General features: G+C 55.5%; 8 protein-coding genes and 1 pseudogene. 7 read left to right on the forward strand and 2 right to left on the reverse strand.

What is annotated here, in order from left to right; all coding sequences use genetic code 11:
- Window positions 1–371 (forward strand): helix-turn-helix domain-containing protein (locus tag FMN63_RS02835; protein ID WP_148582448.1); only part of this gene is annotated, 371 nt, incomplete at its 5' end.
- A 49-nt stretch (window positions 372–420) separates the two neighbouring features.
- On the opposite strand, the gene FMN63_RS02840 is transcribed toward FMN63_RS02835, so the two are convergent.
- Window positions 421–663, reverse strand: a complete 243-nt coding sequence (locus FMN63_RS02840; protein ID WP_148582449.1) for a WGR domain-containing protein — start codon at window positions 661–663, stop codon at window positions 421–423.
- Between the two features lie 1,029 nt (window positions 664–1,692).
- On the opposite strand from FMN63_RS02840, the gene FMN63_RS02845 reads away from it, so the two are divergent.
- Together FMN63_RS02845 and FMN63_RS02850 are read left to right on the forward strand one after the other, a co-directional pair.
- Window positions 1,693–2,118 (forward strand): hypothetical protein, encoded by a 426-nt coding sequence (locus tag FMN63_RS02845; protein WP_148582450.1) that lies wholly within the window; start codon window positions 1,693–1,695, stop codon window positions 2,116–2,118.
- A 926-nt stretch (window positions 2,119–3,044) separates the two neighbouring features.
- Window positions 3,045–12,299 (forward strand): SPM autocatalytic domain-containing protein, encoded by a 9,255-nt coding sequence (locus FMN63_RS02850; RefSeq protein ID WP_286192532.1) that lies wholly within the window; start codon window positions 3,045–3,047, stop codon window positions 12,297–12,299.
- Between the two features lie 348 nt (window positions 12,300–12,647).
- Here FMN63_RS02850 and FMN63_RS29715 read toward each other — a convergent pair.
- Window positions 12,648–12,728: pseudogene (locus tag FMN63_RS29715) on the reverse strand (transcriptional regulator); the annotation flags it as partial.
- Between the two features lie 179 nt (window positions 12,729–12,907).
- Here FMN63_RS29715 and FMN63_RS02860 point away from each other — a divergent pair.
- The 4 genes from FMN63_RS02860 (at window position 12,908) to FMN63_RS02875 (ending at window position 22,912) form a co-directional block, all read left to right on the forward strand.
- Window positions 12,908–19,081: a hypothetical protein gene (locus tag FMN63_RS02860; protein WP_148582452.1), complete on the forward strand. Its 6,174-nt coding sequence runs from the start codon at window positions 12,908–12,910 to the stop codon at window positions 19,079–19,081.
- A 29-nt stretch (window positions 19,082–19,110) separates the two neighbouring features.
- A complete protein-coding gene (locus FMN63_RS02865) occupies window positions 19,111–19,653 on the forward strand; it encodes a toxin-activating lysine-acyltransferase (protein WP_162529968.1) in 543 nt (180 codons plus the stop codon).
- A gap of 233 nt (window positions 19,654–19,886) precedes the next feature.
- Window positions 19,887–21,575 carry a type I secretion system permease/ATPase gene (locus tag FMN63_RS02870; protein WP_353619107.1) on the forward strand — a complete coding sequence of 563 codons (1,689 nt, stop codon included), beginning with the start codon at window positions 19,887–19,889 and terminating at the stop codon, window positions 21,573–21,575.
- A 2-nt stretch (window positions 21,576–21,577) separates the two neighbouring features.
- Window positions 21,578–22,912, forward strand: coding sequence for an HlyD family type I secretion periplasmic adaptor subunit (locus tag FMN63_RS02875; protein WP_148582455.1), 1,335 nt, complete (start codon window positions 21,578–21,580; stop codon window positions 22,910–22,912).
- The last annotated feature ends 40 nt before the right edge of the window (window positions 22,913–22,952 follow it).

Below are 22,952 nucleotides of genomic sequence, written 5' to 3' on the forward strand. Positions count from 1 at the left end.
ATCTGCCGAACCTGTCCGCCGGCTTGCGGAAATCCCCTTTCCGCTGGCGCCGCAAGGATCCGTTCCAGACACGCATCTCCGGCTTCCTCACCGGCTTTGAAAAAGCCGCCCAGGAAACCATGGATCACCTGGACCGGCTGTCGATCGCCCAGGAGCAACTGGCGCGCCATTGCCAGGCGTGCCGAAGCCACTCCCGGTTGCCGGAGTTTGCGCAGATGTTCCTGTCCCGCCCCTTGGTGACCATTCCCATGGCGCGCCAGACCCTCGGTGTCACCGCCGCCGCCGTCGACCGCATGATCCGCCAACTCGGCCCGGCGCTTCCGCGCGAGCTCACAGGTCGGGACAGATACAGAGCCTGGGGTATTCTGTGAGATTGGAGTGGGCGATCACGCGACAGGGACCAAGCACCGAACCAAGGTCTTAGTCCGGTCGATAGCCGCGCCTTTGTTTTTGCTTCGCCAGGCCCTGCTGATGGGCCGCAGCCGATGAGACATCGGCAAAGAGATCCAGCCGCGTCCGTCCCCAGGTGCCCACACGTCCCCATGTCCGTCGCACAGCAAATCCGCCGAACAGGGTCGGCTCGACCGACAGGTGGTAGAACCGGTTCATGTTCCGGTCGGGGTCCACTCGTTTGAGCAGAAGAGGGGTGTCACCAGGTTCCATCCCCCAAGTCTCGAGGACTTCCGATCTGCGGTCCAATGAATCATTGGAATCAAAACGTGAGGAAAGATTCAAACGGATGATGTGTAACGGAAGGGGGTCGCAGGACTGATGAGGTGGAAAACCTCCTGCTCCGGATAGTTGTAGGATAAATCGCCTCGAACGCCCCCTTGAAAGAGAATGCATTGCCCGGGGATCCACTGAACAAATTTGTCTCAGAAATCTTTTCTCGGCTTTTGAGGGCGTGCCTTTATTGGAAACTTCTAAATACGACATAAATCCCTAATTTTGTTACGGATTTTCCTTTATGACAATTTTTTGCCTTATTTCGATGCCGCTCGTTCGATTTCGATCGGGCCATATCACGCTCAGGGACTCTCAGGGCAAATTTTCTAAGCAAAATCGCCGAAGGGCAGCGCATTTTCTGGGCGAATTCTGCGGTTGACTTTCCGTTTCGTCAAATCTTAAAAGTCCCTTAATGCAATTGGTGATTGGTGCCCGGACTTGTGCCGGAGAAGGGATAATACCCCCGTTGGAGCGCTGATCTCTCCCTCTGAGGGAAGCCGAAAAGAGGACGTCCGGCGCGGTTGCGGTGGAGCTTCCCGAAAGGCGGAATGGTGCTTGGACAAATAGTGGGGCGATTGGTGACATTTGTTGAGATCGGCTTAGGTCGGGCGTGCCCCGCGTTAAATAGCCACAACTGACGATGAGTCTGGAACACGTTTCGGCGGGACATATAAACTCCGCGCGTGTGACGAACGACTTATCCGTGGGTCTTCGAATAACTTTGAGATCGCCAAGAGTACCTGCCGCCACAAGGATGCTGGCGCCAGGTACTACGGTGTCACCATACCTTGCCGGTAAGTGTCCAGGCTGCAGACTATGACGCGCATCTCCAGCCTGGTTAAGCCGCTCCGCTTTGAGTTTTGTCGACATGACAACTAGAGACGCGTCACACAGATTGCCGGCGCGAATGCACCGGTTGGGACACCGTCACGAAATGAGCGGGACGGCGCAGAATGGGGCGATAGTGTGAAGGGCAAAAGCGATCTCTCCGATGAAGCGAAGGGTAGGCCTGTCGTGCAGGCACAGGCCGGCCAGGTTCCTGTTCAGGCGAAATCTGTGGCATTCGGAAAGACTTCCGTTTCGGTGCGACCGAAACGAACCAGCGTGAAACTCCGGCTGGCGGACGGTTCGGAGACTGATTGCCGGGCCGAGATCCATCTCGCGCGGGAAGCGCATCTCAGGACGATCTTTCGCGACATTCCGTTCTCCGAAGCCAAGGCCCGGGCGATTTTTGACAAGGCGATAGTCGAGCCGGAGCGTTTCGGGCTGATCAATGCTGTACCGGGGCCGGACGTTCGCAGAAGGGCAATTATATCAGCTTTGATTGCTATTATTAGGCTTAAAGGCAGTCGACTGGCGAATGACGTGTCTGCTATTTTTGCTTTGCGGTGAGTAAACAGCATGAAAAAATTTTTGGCAGAATATTATGACGAAAATAAAATACTTATATTTGCAGCGATACTTGGATTATCGTATTATTTTTATAGAAAAATAACCGGAACAGACTCATGGTATACTGGAAAAGTGCTGATAGCAGTGTTTTTTTCTTTTGTTTATTTATTTATCCTCTTCGTTTTGAAGATAAAAGGGAATAGTACTTAAATATTCCTGATAAAGCATAAATAAGTAGAGCACCCTTTTAACGCTCTAGAACATCCTCGAAAAATCTCTTTGGTGGGAATATGGTAAATCCAAATGGAGTAATTCAGCCGCATCCTGTAGGCGGCTTCTTTTCATATGGCGGTACGAAATACACACCTGCACCCACCTACTACAACGAAAATATTACTTTCAGTTTAGAAGATTTGTATCCAGATCTTGGAGGCTACTTCGGCTCCATTGTTTCTGGGGCTGGCAACATTTTAGCCGAAATTCCAGGCGCGTCGCCCGTGACAAAATTTGTTGGTAAAGCGACGGGAATCCTTGGAATTGGCATTGATGTTTATGAGCGCTCCACCGACGAAGATGGATTAACTTTTAGAGACATAGCAGCTGTTGGCGGCGGCATCGTTACAGGTGCGCTAGTAGGAGCTGCTGTTGGGGGGCCGCTCGGAGCGTTTGTTGGTGCAGTCGCAGGCACATTAACTGCTGACGAAATTAGCCGAATTGAAGCGCTCGCGAACGATCCAATACCATCCTTTCGTCATAACAGCGGTATTGGCTTCCAGACTATCAACCCCAGTACAGCGTACGTTCCCACGGAGGTAGTTGAGAAGCCGGGAGATGGACTGCCGAGCCTGCCATTCGGCATGAAAAGTGAACACCTAGAGTATACCACAATCAATGGCACTAGGATCATTGATGTATACACGAAAGTCATGCATCCGTTTTTTTCAAAACTTCTCAAAGGTTATGAAATTGAACGAATTCAGATCACGAAAGAAGGTGTAGTAACACGTGAAGTTTTTCCGATTGACCGTAATCTGGATTTCCAAGCGATACGAGATAATTCAAACCATGTTGAAGTTACGCCTGAAGTAAAAGCGATTGCAGAGAAAATCGGCTCCGCAGTCTCCCTAAAACACATTGTGGGCGCCTTAAATAGTAAGTTCACTGAGGATCAGATCGTTAACGGGGTCAGGTTAGGGGCTGATGACCACACTCCTGGCGCCACAATTGATTTTTCCACAGCAGCAGGCGCGGCAAATAGAGAAACATCTACAGCGCAGTCGCAATCAAGAGGCAGTTCCGGTTGGTTTGGTGGCAATGGACCTGGCGATGGGTCAATTGCTCCTGGCACTGGAGGTGGTTCCAGTGGAGGAGGGACCACTCCGACGCCACGCTCCAAGCCGAGCAACAACAATGGAGACAGAGACGGCAACAACCCGGGGAACGACAATTACAGCGGCGGCAGAAACAATGGTAGCAGCGGTAGCTACGGTAACTCTAACACTGGAGGTGGCGGCTACGACGGCCGGGGTGGATCGAGCAGCAGTTCCACGGTTGGTGACCACGAACAAGGCACTTGTTTCGCTGCTGGCACGCTGATCCTTCTGGCCGATGGCTCGGAAAAGCCGATTGAGGAGATCCAGCTTGAAGACGAGGTGATGTCCTTCGACAGCCTGGGCGTTTTGGAAGCACGTAGGGTCATAGATCTCATCGTGCACGACGACCAGCATGTCATGAACATCGATGGTGTTCTGGTCACGCCCAATCACCCGTTTCTGCTACCGGACGGTTCCTTTAAGCCGATTGGCGACCTCTCGGTTGGTGATGCGATCGTCCGTGCCGATGGGGCCCTGCATGTCATCGAACACATCTCACCAACTGACGGCGTTCAAACGGTCTATAACTTCACAGTCGCCGACCTGCACACTTACGTTGCCGCTGGCTTCCGCGTTCACAACAAATTTGCGGCTCCGGTCATGCTCGACCTTGACGGCGACGGCCTTGAGGTCACGGCGCTTGACCGTTCGACTGTCTTCCTCGACACGGGCGGCGAGGGTTTTTTGCACCGCACGGCCTGGGCCGGTGAAGGCGACGGGGTTTTGTATTTCGACCCGGACGGGCGCAATGACATCACCGAAAAGCGCCAGTTCGTCTTCACCGAGTGGGACCCGACGTCGACCAGCGATCTGGAAGCGCTCGCCTCGGTGTTCGACAGCAACGGCGATGGCGTCCTGAACGCCAGCGACACGGATTTCCAGAAATTCAAGGTGATGGTGACCCTCGCCGACGGCTCAACGGTCTCCAAAACGCTGGCCGAGCTCGGCATCACCGAGATCGACCTGACGGCGGATGCCAGCAACATCGAGCTGAGCGACGGCTCGGTGATCACCGGCAAGACGACCTTTACGCGCGCCGACGGGTCGACCGGCACGGTCGGTGACATGCTGCTGGCGTCGGAAGAACAAGGCCACCGGGTGACCCAGGTGGAGTCCGTCGATGGAGCCGGCACGCGCAGCCTGACCACCACCGCCTATGCCGCCGACGGCAGCAAGGCTTATGAGATTGTCTCCGAAGTAAGCGCCGACGGGCTTTCGATCACCAATCGCTATGATGATGATGGTGACGGGGTGATCGACCGGATCCAGACAATCGAGACGGTGGTGAATGGCGATGGCAGTCGCACGGAAACCGAACGTAATTTCTCCGGCTCGAACCTCACAACCGCCGTTCTGACCTCGCGCGAAGTCACCACCAAATCCGCCGACCACAAGGTCGAGACCATTGAGCGAGACTCGATGGGCGGTGGCTGGTTCGACCAGCGCGAAACTCGCACGGAAGCTGCTGACGGCAGCTTCACGATTGTGGTCGAAAACCTTGCCCAAGACGGCACGGTGATCACCAGCACCAGCGAAACGGTCTCGCTGGACGGTTCGCAGCGTATTGACGGCATGGACGCCGATGGCGACGGCGCTGCTGACACCATCGAGACCCATCTGGTCGACAAACACGCCGATGACAGCCGCCCGGAAACCGTGACGGTGACCAACCAGGACGGCTCGCTGCACTCCAAAACGGTCGAAGAGGTCGAGGCTGATAATCGCTCCAAGGTGATCACTAGGGATTTCGACGGTGACGGGCAGATAGACCAGCGCGAGATCCTGGACATCACCGTGACGCCGGGCGGCGGCAGCACGTCGCGGCTGGAGATCCGCAACGGCGACGGCTCGCTCAAGAGCGCCTCCACGACCGTGACGTCTGACGATGCGCTCAACAAGACCACCGAACTCGATCGAGACGGCGACGGCGACATCGACCTGACAACCGCAGAGACGACCACGGTCAACGCCGATGGTAGCCGGGAGCGAACTGTCACGGAGACAAACGGCGACGGCTCGATCCGGGCGATGCGCAAGGAAAGCCTCGACGCGGACAAGGTCGGCCAGGAGATCTTTGTCGATCTCGATCAGAACGGGAGTATTGAGGCTGACGAGAAGGTGTCTTCCGTTGTGATCGACGCCGCCACGCAGGAGCGAACCGCAGCCCAGTGGACACGTTCTGCTGATGGATCGGTCCTGGCAAAAACAACGAGCATCACCTCAGCCGACGGTTTGGCCAGAACCACAGAGAGCGATCTCGATGGCGACGGCGACATCGACCTTCGGGTCAGCGACGTCACGGTGCGAAATGGCGACGGCTCGTCCAGCCGCACGGTGACGACGAAGAACGGCGACAACTCTCTGAGGACCATCGTGGTCACCGAGACCAGCGCGGACGGTCTCACCAAAACCGTGCGCGAGGATGTCGACGGCGACGGAGCGTTTGAGAAGAAGAGCGTCAACACACTCGAACTCGAAGCCGACGGTGGCACGACCCGGACGTCCTCGGCCTATGCCGGCGACGAGACCACGCTTCTGTCCGAGACCGTCACTACGGAGAGCGCCGACCGGCGCACCAGAACTATCACCCTGGACCGGGACGGCGACGGCACCGTCGACAGCACCACGGTGCAGGTCAAAGGTACGGATGGCGCCATCACCCGGACGGTGACCGAAAAGGCGGCCGACGGGACGGTTCTGGGAGAGGTTGTCAGCACGGCCAGTGCCAACGGCCTGGTGACCACGACAGCAAAGGATCTCGACGGCGACCAGGTCGCTGATGTTACACAGAGCAGCAGCACGACTCTCAATGCCGACGGCCGCAAGACCACAGTTCAGCGCACGGAAAATGGCGACGGCTCGCTTCGAAGCACCTCGACCGTAATCAAGAGCGATGACGGCCTCAAGATCGCCAGCAAAACCGACGCGGACGGCAACGGCACCTATGAGCGCATCGTCACCGATGAGACGGTTCTGGACGCCGATGGCGGTTCGACACGCACCATTAAGACCCGCTCGCAAACCGGCCAGCTTCTGAGCCGCACGAAGATAGACACCAGCGACGACGGGCTGATCACGGTTGAAAGGACCGACCGGGACGGCGACGGATCGTTTGATGTTGTCGAAACTTCGACCACAGTTCTGGAAGCCGATGGCGATACGGTGACGACGTCGGAAACCCTTGAGGGTGGCGTTCTGCGCGCCAGCACTACCCAAACCGTCTCCGATAATGGCCGCTCCAGCGTCACGGAAGAGAACGTTAACGGCGACGGCAAGACGGATGTGAGAACGTCGCTAACTGTTGCCGACACGGGCGTCGCAACGACCCTGACTCAATCACTCGACACGAGCGGCGGCGTTCAGAGCCAGAGCCGCGCGGTCGCCAGTGCCAACGGCCTGTCTGTGACTTCGGAAACCGATGCCGACGGCAACGGCGCCTATGAAACCCGCTCGGAAACCGTCCGTGTTCTGAATGCAGACGGCTCGGTGACCACAACCGTCAGCGCCAAGGCGCAGAACGGCACCCTGCAGAGCCGTCTTGTCGAAACCGTCAGCGCGGATGGCCTGACCACCACCCGCACACAGGACTTTGACGGGGATGGCAAAACGGACGAGGCCTCCGTGCGTGAAGCGGTAATTGCCGCCGACGGCACCGTCACCACCACGGAGACAGTGACCGCCCGCAACGGCGATCTGTTGATGAAGTCCGTCGAGACCGTCAGCGGCGATGGCCGCTCGTCGACGCTTGCGATAGATGCCGACGGCAATGGCATCAACGACAGGGTGACCACCAAGTCGGTTGGCGATGACGGCGTCACCACCACCACCGTCTCGTCCTATTCGGCAAGCGGAACGCTGATCTCCCGGACGACCTCAAGCGAGAGCGGCAACGGGCTGGACAGAAGTGTCTCCTTCGATCTGAACGGCAACGGCTTTGCAGAGCGTGTGCTTGACCAGACCACGGAGATCGACGCCGACGGTACCACGACCCGCACGGCAAGGCATGAGACCGGCTCCGGCCGGCTGCTCGCCCGCGAGGACGTCACCAGCTCCGATGACGGTCTCACGGTGACCACCGCGCTTGATCTGGACGGCGTCGGTGGCAATGATTTTGTCTCCACCAAGACGACAGAGTTCGGTGCTGATGGCTCGACCTTGGAAGCCTGGACCACTCATGGTCCGGGCGGCCAAAAGGGAAGCGCTACGCGGGAAACCAGCGGCGACGGCCTTGAGGTGGCAATAGAGGTCGATCTGGATGGCGACGGCGACATCGACCGCAGCACCAGCGTGACACGAAACGCCACCGGCGGAGCCACGGAAACGAGCCAGCTCTACGGCAACGGCACCAGTCTGCAGCGTTCCAAAACCACCGTCACCTCGGCAAATGAACGCCAGCGCATCACGACGATCGATCAGGACGGCGACGGCAAGCCCGATCTCCGCACCCAGACAAATATCGACCTGAGCGGCAACGAGACCACCACCTGGAAAGACCTCGCCGCCAATGGCAGCACCGCCGAGGCGATCATAACGCGTCAGGCCAATGCCAACGGCACTAGCGATCTCTACCGTCTGGACACCGATGGTGACGGCAGCACTGACATCAGCCGCAGTACCACGGTCTCCTACGACAGCGCCGGCAGGGAGATCCGCGTCTTTGAGGAAAAGGAAGGTGCGGCCGGTGTGCTTGCCTTCAAGTCGACGACGACAACCTCCGCCAACGGCCTGACCTCAACCACGGCAACCGACAGCGACGGCGACGGTGAGATTGATACGCGCGCGGAAACCAAGACGGTCTTCAACGCGGACGGCTCCACCACCACGACCAGCCGCGATTGGCACGAGGACAGCGGCGACCTGCGCTCCAGCTATTCCGAAACCATCAGCGCCGATGGTCGCACGATCACGGAAGAGTTCGACTTCGACGGTAACGGCGTTACCGACAAGACAAGCGTGACGAAGACCTCCGCCGATGGTTCGACAGTCGTCACCGAGACCGGCTATGGCGACAAGGGCGCCCGGAAGCGAGCCATTACCACCACCTCGTCGGATGGTCTCACCACCACTGTCCAGCGTGACGGTGTCACCCAGACCTTCTCCCATTCAGAACTCGGCAACGGCAGCTACGACTGGGAAAACGGCAAGACAGGTGCGGACCGTATCACTGTCTCCCACAAGGTCGACGCCACCGGGGTCGAGACCTGGGAAATGACGGCGTCTACAGGCACCCGCAGCGTGCGCTTCGACGCCGCCGCCAAGACCCGGCTCCTGGCCGAGGCCGCAAGGATCTATGACGCGGTGCTCGACCGCGACATGGACGCCTCGGAAATCGAGGTGCTGGTCAAATACGCGGCGCATGGCCAGCTCGATCTTGAGGATCTGGCAAGCGCGCTGCTCTCCTCCGGTGAGTATAAAGCGCGCTATGGTTCGCTCACCGACGCCGGCTTTATCGCCCACGCATACCAGAACACCTTCGGCCGGGAAATCATGCTGGAAGACCTCGGCGAGCATCTGGCCGCGCTCAAGTCCGGCACCTCGCGCGCGGCCCTGATCGCCGAACTTGCCGAGAGCGCAGAACACATCGTCGTCGGCAACGGACACGGCGAGACCAACAATTACGATGTCTTCCTGATTGATACCGTCAAAGAGGATGACCTGCGTGCGTCGTTTGGGGTGGACGGTCTCAATATCGACACCGATGAAGCAAAGGTCCTGGTTGGCACCAACGGTGGCAACACACTCACCGCTGCGAGCGGCGGTATTGTCTTTGGCCAGGCCGGCAACGACACGCTCAATGGCACCTCCGGCAGTGAGATCCTGGTCGGCGGCAAGGGTAATGACGGCCTGCGTGGAGGAACAGGAAACGATACCTATCTCTTCAACCGAGGCGACGGTAACGACATTATCATCGACGATGGCAGTGGTTCAAACGGCGACACCCTGCTCTTCGGGCCAGGCATTGAAATCGAAGACCTGAACTTTGCCCGCTCCGGCGATCACCTGGTGATCAGCTTCTATCCGGAAAACACTGCAGATGCGCAGGCCGCCGAGGCGGAAGGGCTCGACCAACTTACCGGCTCAATCACGATCCGCTATTGGTTCTCTGACAGCGCCAAACGCATCGAACGCTTCGCTTTCGACAACGGCGACGCCTACTGGTTCGGACACATCAACTCGTTTTACTCGGAGCCTGGTGTGAACATCAACATGTTCCGCCGCCAAGGCACTGGCAACGATACCTTCAGTGCAGATCCAGGTAGTGACATCATTGTCGGAGCCGAAGGGAATGATACTCTTTACGGCAACGACGGCAATGATGTCCTGTTGGGTGGAGAAGGTGACGATCGTCTCTATGGCGGTGCAGGAAACGATGTCCTTGATGCCGGCGATACGGCCGGCGGCTGGCAGTATCTATATGGCGACGCAGGCGATGACACGTACCTATACAAAAGGGAAAACGGCAAAGTATTCATCAACTATGGCGAGGGAGCCGGCAATGGTTCAGACACAGTTCAGTTCACGAACTTAAATCTCTCCGACCTGACCTTTACCTACCACGATTACACCGCAAACAACCCAAGCAATCCCGAAGGAATCGTCTTAGGCTTCTCCTGGAGTTCGGGCACACAGAGTGGCGAATTGCGAATTGCCCAGAAGGGACAGCATATCGAGCGGATCGAGTTCGCCGATGGCAGCGTCTACAGCCGTCTTGTCTGGCGAGAAGATGGCCGCGTGCAGCTGGAGGGAACAACAGGCAACGATCTGGTTATCGGCACCGACTTTGACGATTTCCTGACTGGCGGCTCAGGCGATGACGTTCTGGACGTTGGCGCGGGCAACGGATCCTGGCAGCATACTCGCGGAGGAGCCGGGAATGACACCTACCTGATCGGCAAGAACAGCGGCAACACTGTTGTGCATGAAGCGTCAGATGCCGGTATGGACACCCTGCAATTTAAAGATCTTCAGCTTTCAGATCTAACCTTCAGCTACCTCGACACGAGCAACTATGGCCGGGCGTTGCTGCTAACTTGGAATAAGGACGGCGAGAGCGGCAAGGTTCAGGTCTCGAATGGAGGCGCTGACATTGAGCGGATCGAGTTCGCCGATGGCAGTGTCTACAGCCGTCTTGTCTGGCGAGAAGATGGCCGCCTGGAACTCCATGGCACGGACGGCTCCGAGGTCATGGTCGGCACCGGCCATGACGATTTCCTCTTTGGCGGCGACGGCAACGATGTTCTGGATGTGGGCGCAGGGAACGGGAGCTGGCAGCATGCAAGGGGACAGATGGGCGACGATACCTATCTGATCGGAACTGACAGCGGCTCGACCACGGTTCATGAAGGCCCTGATGCAGGGACGGACACGGTCCGGTTCAAAGACCTGGTTCTCTCGGATCTAAGCTTCAGCTATCTCGACACCGATCCGTCCGGCAGCTACGGCCGGGCTTTGCTCCTGTCCTGGAACGTGGACGGCCTCACAGGCAAGGTGCAGATCTCGAACGAGGGCGATGACATCGAGCGGATCGAGTTCGCCGATGGCAGCGTCTACAGCCGTCTTGTCTGGCGAGAAGATGGCCGCGTGCAGCTGGAGGGAACAACAGGCAACGATCTGGTTATCGGCACCGACTTTGACGATTTCCTGACTGGCGGCTCAGGCGATGACGTTCTGGACGTTGGCGCGGGCAACGGATCCTGGCAGCATACTCGCGGAGGAGCCGGGAATGACACCTACCTGATCGGCAAGAACAGCGGCAACACTGTTGTGCATGAAGCGTCAGATGCCGGTATGGACACCCTGCAATTTAAAGATCTTCAGCTTTCAGATCTAACCTTCAGCTACCTCGACACGAGCAACTATGGCCGGGCGTTGCTGCTAACTTGGAATAAGGACGGCGAGAGCGGCAAGGTTCAGGTCTCGAATGGAGGCGCTGACATTGAGCGGATCGAGTTCGCCGATGGCAGTGTCTACAGCCGTCTTGTCTGGCGAGAAGATGGCCGCCTGGAACTCCATGGCACGGACGGCTCCGAGGTCATGGTCGGCACCGGCCATGACGATTTCCTCTTTGGCGGCGACGGCAACGATGTTCTGGATGTGGGCGCAGGGAACGGGAGCTGGCAGCATGCAAGGGGACAGATGGGCGACGATACCTATCTGATCGGAACTGACAGCGGCTCGACCACGGTTCATGAAGGCCCTGATGCAGGGACGGACACGGTCCGGTTCAAAGACCTGGTTCTCTCGGATCTAAGCTTCAGCTATCTCGACACCGATCCGTCCGGCAGCTACGGCCGGGCTTTGCTCCTGTCCTGGAACGTGGACGGCCTCACAGGCAAGGTGCAGATCTCGAACGAGGGCGATGACATCGAGCGGATCGAGTTCGCCGATGGCACGACGCTCAGCAAGATCGAACTGGCAAGCGACGGAAGCGTGATCCTTACCGGCACTGCAGGCAATGACGTGATTAGCGGTACCGCTGGAAACGACACCCTCATCGGCGGCAATGGCGCAGACATCCTCACCGGCGGTGCCGGCAATGACACGTTCGTCTTCACCGCGCTGAACTCACAAATTCCGCAAGCCATTCCAGCAGATATCGTCACTGACTTTGCCGCCGGCGCGGGTACGGACGATGTCCTGGAGCTGTCCTCAAGCCACTTCTCCGGCTTCGACGATGTTCTGGCCCGGGCGACGGAAAACGTCGCGGATCGCAGTGTCACACTCAATGTCGGCCTGGACGCGCCCCTGGTGGTTCTGGAGGACGTTGCACTCGCCGACCTGCACCAGGACGACTTCCGCTTCGTGTGATGCCAAAGCCCCTGTCACGCAGACTGCGTGGCGGGTTTCTTTATCAAGAGAAACCCAGCGATTGGGTCGATAAGGCGCTCTGACCGCCGAGTGGTGAATTGAGACAATAGACGATCAGACTTGAAGTAGATCTCGCTTCTCTGCCAGGATCGGCCAGCCTGGCGTTTGCGGCGATGGGCTTCGCCGGCCACCTGGCTGGCATATTTTGTGACACAGCGAATGAGCGTTGCATGGTCAACCTTAACGCCGCGTTCTTCAAGAGTTCCCTCAAAGTCGCAATACGATATGTGTATCGGGTGTCGAACAAGACAGCGAACAGAAACAGGTGGCATCGCCGGCTAGCTTCGCCATGCCGTCGTGCAGCGAACTTGCATTCATTCTAACGTCGGCCACCTTCTCGAAGATCGCGCGCCGCGTCGGATCAGCCAAGGCTGAATTTCTTTGACATGTTTACGAGAAATACTTTTAAGCGAACAGTTGTGAGAAAGACTATTCTCAGCGCGCAAAATCTTGTCTGCGTGCGCAAATTACTGCGTGCGATATAGCGTGCCGATCAGGACTGAGGAAATATTCCCGAAATAGATCGCAAGCTCATTTGGGGAAGAGAAATGGCAACCAGCACGGAGCACATCACTGAAGAGCTAGAGCGGATTATTGAAAGTCTGCCAGATAACAATGATGCGACTGAGACCGGCCCGAGCGGAAACCCATTCGTCGACTATGCTCGAGAAAACTTCGAAGCCGTTACGGGAAGCGAGTTCGACGGTCTCAATCGGCTGTCAGCCCAGTATCTGACTTACAATATATGGACCTCGTACAACATTTTGAAAGCCGCCGGTGGAGTTGGCTCGGATAGCGCTTCGCAGGAGATGAACGCGCTGCGCCACAAGGCAGGATACCATAACGCTATCGTCAATGTCATGTCGTCCATGGGTCGACATGGCTCCACCCTCGGAGCTATCAACGACGATGATGACGAGGCCTATAATATCGCTATAGCGAAGATGGCGTTTGATTCACTTCGAATGACCTTTCGAATTGTTTATCTCTTAAACGACAAGTTCAATGAAAAGTACGTGAAGGAAATCAAGGCCTGGTACCTAGATGATAAGAATAATCCCAAACACATTTTTGGAGAAAATAGTAACGAAGCTAAAGAATTTAGTGAAATAAAAAATAAATTAACTACGCAGGTCGATTCTTATTCTACCCTTATCCAGGAGCATCGGGAGTATCTTCAGGAACATAAGTCGCATCTGGAGAGTAAGAGCAATATTCTTGCGAGCCAGATTAACGACATCAACACTGAACGAGATTCCATCAATAATCTCTTGCCAGTCATTGCGGATCAGAAAGCACAGCTAGGCACTGAGATTGGTGCATTAAAAAAGACTATTGAGAAAGCCGAATCCAGCAACCCGGACGATCCCGGCGTGACTACGATGCAGTCAAAACTTGCATGGCTTGAACAACAACTTACAGATCTTGAAACTGAGAAGACAGGATTGGAGGAACAATACAAGGTCCTTACAAATCAAATGCACGATCTGGATAATCAGAAAATAGATATAGCCACAACCATGCCCACTCTTGAGGCCGAGCTCAAGAACTCAGACACTCCCTACTACAACAATCACAAAATGAGCGGTAACATCGCCGACCTTGGGCTTGACGGCTTGGGTATCGTAACTGGGGCGTTGGGTCTTGCACTTGTTTCAAACACGGCCGATTCCACTGACTTACAAAAAACCTCCGCCAACCTCGCAATGAGCAGCTTTGCGATCGAAGGGCTGACCACGATCGGGGCTGTGACAGCCGAATTGGGTGGTAGCAAGATGCCCACCATTATGAACAAGGGTTTCCGGGCAATTGCGTCAAGTCTTGGAACCGCTGCGATGGGTGTTGAGATTGCTAGCGTAGCGCAGCAATTGGACAATCCGGATCTTACAGACTATCAAAAGAACATGCTGCGAGCCGAACTCGGTATACAGGCGGTAGCGATGGTCAGCGAAACGCTGACGGGAGTTTTTCTCGCGAGCGGCGCTTATTTTGGTGCAGCATCGACAGCAGCAAAAACAGCGTCGAAAGCTGTTCCTGTTTTGGGTGCCGTCACCGCGATCGCCGGTGCCTTCAGCCCGTCCACATGGTCGTATTTCTCAGACAAGCAAGATCAAATAGATGATCTAAAGGCAATCGAGGACAGCCCTTCGGCCGCGCTGCTCGCCGAACTTATGGGAGCTCAGCTGAAAACGGAAATAAGGCATCACGCTGCAACGAAAGTCATTGATACAGCCACCGCGCTTGGTGCAACGCTGGTCGCAGGCGCTGGTATTGGAATTGGGATTGCTCTGGTCGGAGGCGCGGTTTCGGCGATCGTGCAGGCCACGCAGCAAGTGAAGTTCCGCCAAATCGCCGCTGGCATCGAAAAAAAGATGCGAACCGGACCAGACGGCCACGATCAAACGATCGAAGAATTTTTCCAACAGAGCTTTGACGCCCAACAAGAGGAGACGCTCGCGGGCTTTGAAGACTTTTTTGATGAGCTAGTGGACGAGGGAGGCTACGAGAGTATTTTTACGCTCGGAAGCCAGACCTTGACAGATATCGATGTACAACTTGCAGGTCAGACATATACTTCCGGTGAGTTGAACAAAACCGCCACTCACTACTTTGAAGAGTATTACGGCAACCAGCAGTGGTCTGACGTAGGGTTGGAGGCAAAGCTACAGGAAGGCAATGACGTAGTCGTTTTGACCGATCTGAGTGGCGCGGAGGCCTACCTTACCTTTACAAGTCCGCTTCTCGCAAGTGGTGTAGAGGATACAGATCGCGAGTCGGACGGGAAGAACAAACACGTCACTGAGTTACATATTTCTGATCTCGCCGGTTGGGAAATACAGGATGTTGGCACAAACGCGACGACGTTCAACCTGTCTCAGGTCATCAACCGCGTAAAGCCTCTCGAAGAAGAGGTTTCTATAATCGACTTCGTCGTTCATGCCGGGGCGGGGGACGACACCTATATCGCCTATGACTCTGAGATCACTTTTCACGGGGGCGAGGGTCGGGATACGGCAACCTATGTTCGACTGGATCCAACGCTCCTAGCCAATATCCAGGGCAAAGACCTTGAAGAGTCAGGGCAGAAAGTTGCAAGAAGTTTTTACCCTACTCCTTCAACTGGGCTAGCGGGGTCGCTTTCTGCCGTTTCTGCTGTGACATCGGCCGTTGAGTCTGGCAATTCGCTTGATGTTAAGCAAGCTCTGGAACAGCTTTACGAACTCGCTTTCTCTGGGGAATCGCCAGATGAACAAGATGCGGAATTGGCGCTGATAACTGCCATACTACTGGGTTTGAATCCTGGAGATTCCTTAGGCATTCAGGTGTTTGCGAGCGGTGACCTGACCACTGTCTTAAAAGTGATGGGAAAGGGCAGTGTCTACTATCAGGAATCGACAGAATTTAAACACACCAGCAGTGGGAAAGATTCGGAGAAACTCGAGGTTCGTTTCGTAGATGCCATAGAGCGCGAAGCTGATGAAATGCTTGTGGACCGCCTGTCATCCATCGAAGTCATTCAAGGGACACAGGCCGCCGACTTGTTTGAACTTAGTGAGAGCACCTCGGTCGAAGAGGTCCACGGCTTTGGCGGTAATGACATTATAAACGGCGGAGTAAGCACCCGTATTGCGGTTGGCGGTCAGGGTGACGACAAGATTGATCTATCCAAGGGAATAAAAGCCTTCATCGCCAAGGATAGCTTCGAGCAAAGCGATGTTGTTTATATCAATGGCGGCTCGGGTGTCGATACCGTCACCGTTGATCAGGAATTGACAAATACCCTTGCCGCCGCCTTTTCTGAAAAGGCGATATCACAAACTATTGCGCGTCAGATGGCGGCTTCACAATCTGGCGGCACGGATGATGGCACGGTGGCCAACATGTTTGCCGACTCGATGTGGATTACCGAAGATAACCCTTATGTTCGAATGATCCAGCAGGACGTTGAGTTTGTTAAATTCGGTCTGGATGAGGGAGCGCTTGTCCTCGACCCTGGCACATTAAGGTTCCGTTCTATCGACTCCAACGTCACCGAGTTGGGTGACCCGACATTCGCAAATGCATATTCCGCCATTTTCCCAGGCCTAATATCACAAGACCTGATGACAGATGGGGAATGGGACGGGCAATTGGTGGCCGACTGGGTCGCCGCAGCTGACATGAAAGCGATTGACTTCATTGAAGGGCAAGTTAGTGGCATGATCGACGAGGGAAACCTCGTGAAGGTCACAGGCGCAATGTACCTTCTGACCGGGGAGACCGTTGAATTTCAGGTGGTTCAGGGCGACTTGGGTCTTGTCTTCGTCGACGGATCTTTGCTGGCCGAGAGTGCTGGCAGCGGACCTGCCTCTGCTTTCTCCTACACCGCGTCCACCGACGGGTTTGTAACAGTCGATTTTCTGATGACCGGAGACAGCGCGGCACAGGGAGAATATCACGCCGAGATCAAGATGCCAGGGCAATCGGAGTTCGAGCCGTTGGAGTCGATCTTGCCAGGTCGCTGGGCATCGGCAATGTTGACCCCTACCTTGAAGAAGATTGGCTCAGGGGAACAACAAACCGAAGATACGTACCATCTGCGCGACTACAATGACCTGACCAACAGTATTCTGTTTGATCAGACAACTGCTACCTACTCGACACGTAACACCACCGTTACCTTCTTCGATGGTTTGCCGACGTTCTCGGATCATTACCAGTGGCAAAATGAGCTACCGCATACGATAGCTGACAATTGGAACGGGGTCGTTGATCGTCGAAGTGCAACGGATATACTCGATGGTGTATTTGAGGACCCATCCAGCTATGCGGTTTTCGAAGGCGAGATTTACCTGTCTTCGGATAACGAATACACTTTCCGCAACAGCGGTGACGTTATCAGTAGTCTGATAATAAAAGATCTCAAGATCAGCAATGACGGGTATGAAGTTCGGGCTGACGTAGATGTGTTTGGCGTGATGCCGGGTGCAGGATCTGCTCAGTCCGGGTCTTTCGCGACGACTGAGAGCGGCTATTATCACTATAGCTACGTCGTACGTGCCGACAATACGGCATCGACCGAAACGCCCTCTCGCTACGGTTTGGAAATAAGATCTGGACAGGATGCTGAGTTTGAAAAATTCGACCCCCAAACTTTAGCAGCTGCCTATCTGGACGGTTATGCGAACCAACAGATTGGATACGACCGCAGCCTTACAATGATCGGCGATGAACTGGGTGAGTTTCTGAAGGGTGGCAACGGCGACGACTTCATCATTGGAATGGCGGGTAATGATACCATCTGGTCCGGTGGCGGTTTTGATATACTGATGGGCGCAGATGGGGACGATATTTTCTGGGTTGGTCGCCACGGTACATTGCAGGATACCCCCACCGGTCATGACGCAGTCATTGAGGTTTATGCCGAAGATTACAAGTTCAACACCTTTGTTTTCGGCCATATTTTCGATGGCTCAGCCGCAAACCTTGATGACGTAAACTTCGTCAGGAATCAGGACGACCTTCTGATCGTGAATACTAATGATCACGTGACAAGCGAAGGCTTTAGCGTGGAATCTTCTGTCACGCTTGTCGATTACTTCAAATTTGCGACAGCTGAGACGGACACCAATCAGCGCGTGATGAACACTGCGGGAGACTCGAAGATCTTCGACCGTAGCACATTGCTGGATGCGGCAAACGCCGCCGACGATGTTTTGCTCGACCAGATTGAAGGCGCTATTCTGCAAAACGACGAGTATTTAGCTTTCATAGACAACGTGCGCCAACAATCTGCTGAATTTGACAGTATTCGCGATGGGAGCTGGATCGATGAGCAGATCGACCAGATCGAAGATACTCTGGCAACCGACTATAGAACAATTGGCGAAGTTGGAACCGAAAAAATTACGGATCAGTCGGTCAGGATTGATTTTGACAAGGAGTATGACAATCCGATCGTCTTTACATTTGTCTCCGGCTACGATGACGCCAGCCCTGTTGTTGCCCGCATCGCGAATATCGATGCCACCGGGTTTGAAATGTTCTTGCAGAAGCCCATCAACGAGGGGGGGCAATCGGAAGAGACTGTTTCTTACCTGGTGGTGGAGGAAGGCACTTACACCTTGCCGGACGGAACCGTTTTACATGCGATGACACAGGATGTCGGCAAGGTTGCGAAGGAAGGCTTTGTGAGCGTTGATTTCGGAGATGTATTCAAAGCGGAAGGCGCGACCTCAGCGCTTACTCCGGCGGTGATGTCAAGTGTCCAGACGTACAACGGAACCGATTTCGTCAAGACGCGTACCAAGAACGTGTCCGAAGACGGAATGAAGATCGCGCTGGAGGAAGAGGAGAGCCGCGAGAACGGCGGACATACGACGGAAACGGTTGGTGTCCTTGCTATCGAGCGCGGGGTTGGTGGCTGGGCCGTGGGAGGGGCCGAGACTATGCTCTTTGAAGTTTCGAGTTTGACCTCCGTTACCGACGACGGAAAGACGGGAAACTTTCTCGCCTCTTTTGATGAACAACCAATCATATTCTCGTCCATGTCGACCTACGATGGCAAAGACCCGGCCAGCGTGAGAATATCCTCATTCGACGAGGATAGTTTCAACATGTTTATCCAAGAGGACACTTCAGCAGGTGACGAAACGAAGCACAGTGATGAGACCGTCGACTACTTCGCTTTCAACTCGGAAGGGTTCCTGTACGGGCACGACAACGACTTGCCCTTTTCATGAGATCGTCGATTTTGCAGGGTGGAAATTACGTGATCAAGAAAATCGAAAATCGAAAATTCGAAGCTTGCGGTAAAATTGCATGGCTATGGAGTGCTTCACCTCTACATCAGGCATTTACGACCTCCCTTCAAGCGAGATTTATTCTGCCGGCAGTCGAACTTGGCAATTTTCACATTCTTGAGGCTCATGGAATGCCTGCAGCTTATTGCTCGTGGGCCATGATGAGCCGTGAGGCTGAAGCACGCTATGTCCTCAACCCCAGCGAGATGAAGCTGGAAGATTGGGCCTCGGGTGACCGGCTTTGGTTTATTGACTGGATTTCGCCCTTCAGCAGCCGATTCACATGGAGGCTGAAGCAGACAATGGCGGAGGAGAAATTTCCAAATAGCGTTGCCCGCTCCTATAAAGTCAAAGGGAAGTCTTCGAAGGCCCGCATCGCTACATTTATCGGAGCGAACCTTACGAAACAACAGAGTTACCAATTGCGCCGCAAATATCATTTGGAATTGACCGAAGAATTGCGGAAGATTTCAGAAACCGATCAGTCCTTCGCACTGAGAGACTCGGGCTGATACTGACGCTTTAGTCTCGGGCTCGAGTAAGTGGACGGTCTCATACCCCGGCATCTGAGATGCCATACTGCGCTTATTGGAAGCCACAGAAGGGAGAGCCGTCCACTTAATCAGCCCCTCCATCTTCCCACGTCAGCCCGCCTCCCTAGGCTCTCTCAAAACCTTCGAAATCCATGTCAAACAGCAAACAAACTTCTTTCAGGTCCCGGGCCTCGAATGACAATCCGGTTCGCTTGGCCTTTCGTCCTATACATGCCGCGTTCTGGGGTGTGGCAGTCGTCAGTTTTATCATCAATATCCTGATGCTGACCGGGCCTGTCTTCATGCTTCAGGTCTATGACCGGGTGCTTGCCAGCGGATCCATTCCAACGCTTGTGGCGATCGGTGCGCTGGCAATCGTACTCTATACATTCTACGGCCTTATGGAGGGTGTGCGCAGCAGGCTCTTGGCCAGGCTGGGGCAGCGCGTGGATGCGAGACTGTCCGGGATCGTCTACCGCGTCTCAAATGACCTTCCCGTACGCCTGGGACGCAAGGCCGCCAAACTGCGTCCGGTGCAGGACTTGGATACGGTAAGGCAATTCCTGTCCGGGCCGGGGCCGGCGGCCATTTTCGATATTCCATGGCTACCGCTCTACCTCGGGATCGTCTTTCTGTTTCACCCGGTCCTCGGGTTTGTGGGGCTGGGCGGCGCATTGGTCATAGTTGCCCTAATCGCACTGAACGAAATGATGTCCCGGGCGCCGGCGCAAGAGGCTGCCGGCCATGCAGGGCGCCGTTCTTCCGATGTCGAAATCGGACAGCGAAATTCTGAAGTCGTCACCGCCATGGGCATGCAAGATGCCCTGACGTCCAGGTGGGAGACGCAGAATAGCGACTATCTGGCAACCCAGCGGCGCGCTGCTGACCGCACGGGCTTGTTCGGCACAGCGATCAAAACCATTCGCTTCATTCTCCAGTCTGCCATTCTTGGTGTCGGCGCGTGGCTGGCGATCAAACAGGAAATCACCCCTGGCGTCATGATCGCCTCGTCCATCATGACATCGAGGGCATTGTCGCCAATTGAACAGGCCGTTTCCCAATGGCGCGGGTTTATCGCCAGCCGCCAATCCTTAAAACGTCTGCATGAGGTTCTGTTGGTCGCCGACACGGAAACCGACAAGATGGATTTGCCATTGCCGGCGAAAAAGCTGTCCGTCGAGCAGGTCTTTTGCGGTCCATTCGGTGAAGCCGTACCCTTTGTCCAAAATGTCTCACTTGACCTTGAGGCCGGAGATGGCCTTGGAGTGATCGGACCTTCCGGCTCTGGCAAATCGACCTTTGCGCGGGCGCTGGTCGGGGCAGTGCCGTCGCTCAAGGGTGTCATTCGCTACGACGGGGCGGAGATTGGCCAATGGCCCGGCGCAAAACGCGGGGAATTTATTGGCTATCTGCCCCAGGATCTTCAGCTCTTTGATGGCACCATCGCCGACAATATTGCCCGGTTCCGAACCAATGCATCGTCAGACCTCATCATTGAGGCAGCAAAACTGGCGGACGTACATGATCTGATCGTTGGTCTTCCGGAGGGTTACAACACAGTTATCGGCCGAAGCGGTCGCCTCCTGTCTGCCGGACAACGGCAGCGCATCGCACTGGCCAGGGCGCTTTACGGCAATCCCTTCCTTATTGTTCTTGACGAACCAAATTCCAATCTGGATGCGGAAGGGGACGGAGCTCTGTCAAGCGCCATCAAGGCAATGCGAGACAAAGGATCCATCGTGGTGGTGATTGCCCATCGTCCGAGCGCGATCGCGACGGTCGACAAGATCCTGTGCCTGAAAGACGGAAAAATGGCCGGCTTCGGGCCGAAGGATGAAGTGCTCAAGCAAACGGTCCAGCCTGTGCCAAACACGCGAACCAATATTGCCATGAGGGGGTGACGATGTCTGATCAAAATGAGGCATCACCGCACAGTGGCTCAGGATCGTCCCACGCCGATGACATGTTGCGTCACACAGTGCGCACGCACATGCTGTTTGCGCTGTTTTTGACCATCGTGATTGTTGCCGGAATTGGGGGCTGGGCTGCCTTCACCGAAATATCCGGCGCGGTTGTCTCTTCCGGTACCATCGTCGTGGAGACCAACACCAAACAAGTGCAACACCGTGAAGGCGGTATTGTTCGCGATATCCGCGTGAAAGACGGAGATGTTGTTGAAGCAGGGGACCTTTTGATCAGGCTCGACGACACGGTGACACGCGCCAATCTCGCGGTCATCACCAAACAATTGACCGACCTGACTGCGCAGGAGCTGCGCCTTGCCGCAGAGCGGGACGACCTGCGGGCAATTGAGTGGCCTGAAAAACGAGCCGCCAGTCTCGGTGACGTTGAAAGAGGTCAACAGCTTCTTCTGGAAGCCCGGCAGAATTCCAAGGAAGGCCGCAAGAACCAGCTTGAAGAGCAAATCCGCCAGTTCAACAAGCAGACCGAAGGCCTCGAAGCTCAGGTTAAGGCCAAGACATCCGAAATCGACCTGATCGGAGAAGAGCTAGGCGATCTCGGTGGACTGCTGGACAAGAAACTCGTCTCAAAGAGCCGCGTGACGGCGCTTCGCCGCGAAAAGGCGCGTCTGGACGGGGAGTATGGCGACCTGATTGCACAAATTGCTCGCACGAAGGAAGCAATCAGCGAGCGGCACATCCAGATCCTTCAGATCGAGGAGACCTACCGGGCCGAAGTCCTCGAAAATCTGCAGGAAGTCCGCTCCCGGATCGCGCAGCTTGAAGAACAGAAGATCGCAGCGGAAGATGAACTTACCCGCGTCGATATTCTGGCGCCACGAAACGGCTATGTTCATCAACTCGCTGTGCACACTATCGGCGGTGTCATTGCGCCTGGCGAAACCATTCTGCAGATCGTCCCTCGGGAAGATCAGCTCATCGTTGAAACCCAGGTTCGGCCGGTCGATATCGACCAGATGTCTCCAGGCCAACAGGCGAGGGTTCGCTTTCCAAGCTTCGATCAACGAACGACACCTGAACTGAAAGCGGAATTGCTGACCATCTCGGCAGATTTGAACCAGGATGAGCGGACGGGCATGAGCTACTATGTTGCCCGGCTTGTCATCGATGAGAGCGAACTTACGAAACTCGGCGAGCATGCCCTCATACCCGGCATGCCGGTCGAGACCTTCCTGCAAACCGGTGACAGGACGGTGCTCAGCTACCTGGTGAAGCCGATAAGAGATCAGATCGCACACGCTTTACGAGAGAGGTAGGGCCCTTAAAAATAGCCACCGCCCGGGCCGGGCCCCGGCG

The sequence above is a fragment of the Stappia sp. BW2 genome (genome assembly GCF_008107695.1).
Taxonomy (GTDB): domain Bacteria; phylum Pseudomonadota; class Alphaproteobacteria; order Rhizobiales; family Stappiaceae; genus Roseibium.

Bases quoted from the DNA above. Each gene is read 5' to 3' on its own strand.
- FMN63_RS02840 (WP_148582449.1), bottom strand. From the start codon at position 663: ATGGAACCTGGTGACACCCCTCTTCTGCTCAAACGAGTGGACCCCGAC.
- FMN63_RS02850 (WP_286192532.1), top strand. From the start codon at position 3,045: ATGCATCCGTTTTTTTCAAAACTTCTCAAAGGTTATGAAATTGAACGA.
- FMN63_RS02860 (WP_148582452.1), top strand. From the start codon at position 12,908: ATGGCAACCAGCACGGAGCACATCACTGAAGAGCTAGAGCGGATTATT.
- FMN63_RS02875 (WP_148582455.1), top strand. From the start codon at position 21,578: ATGTCTGATCAAAATGAGGCATCACCGCACAGTGGCTCAGGATCGTCC.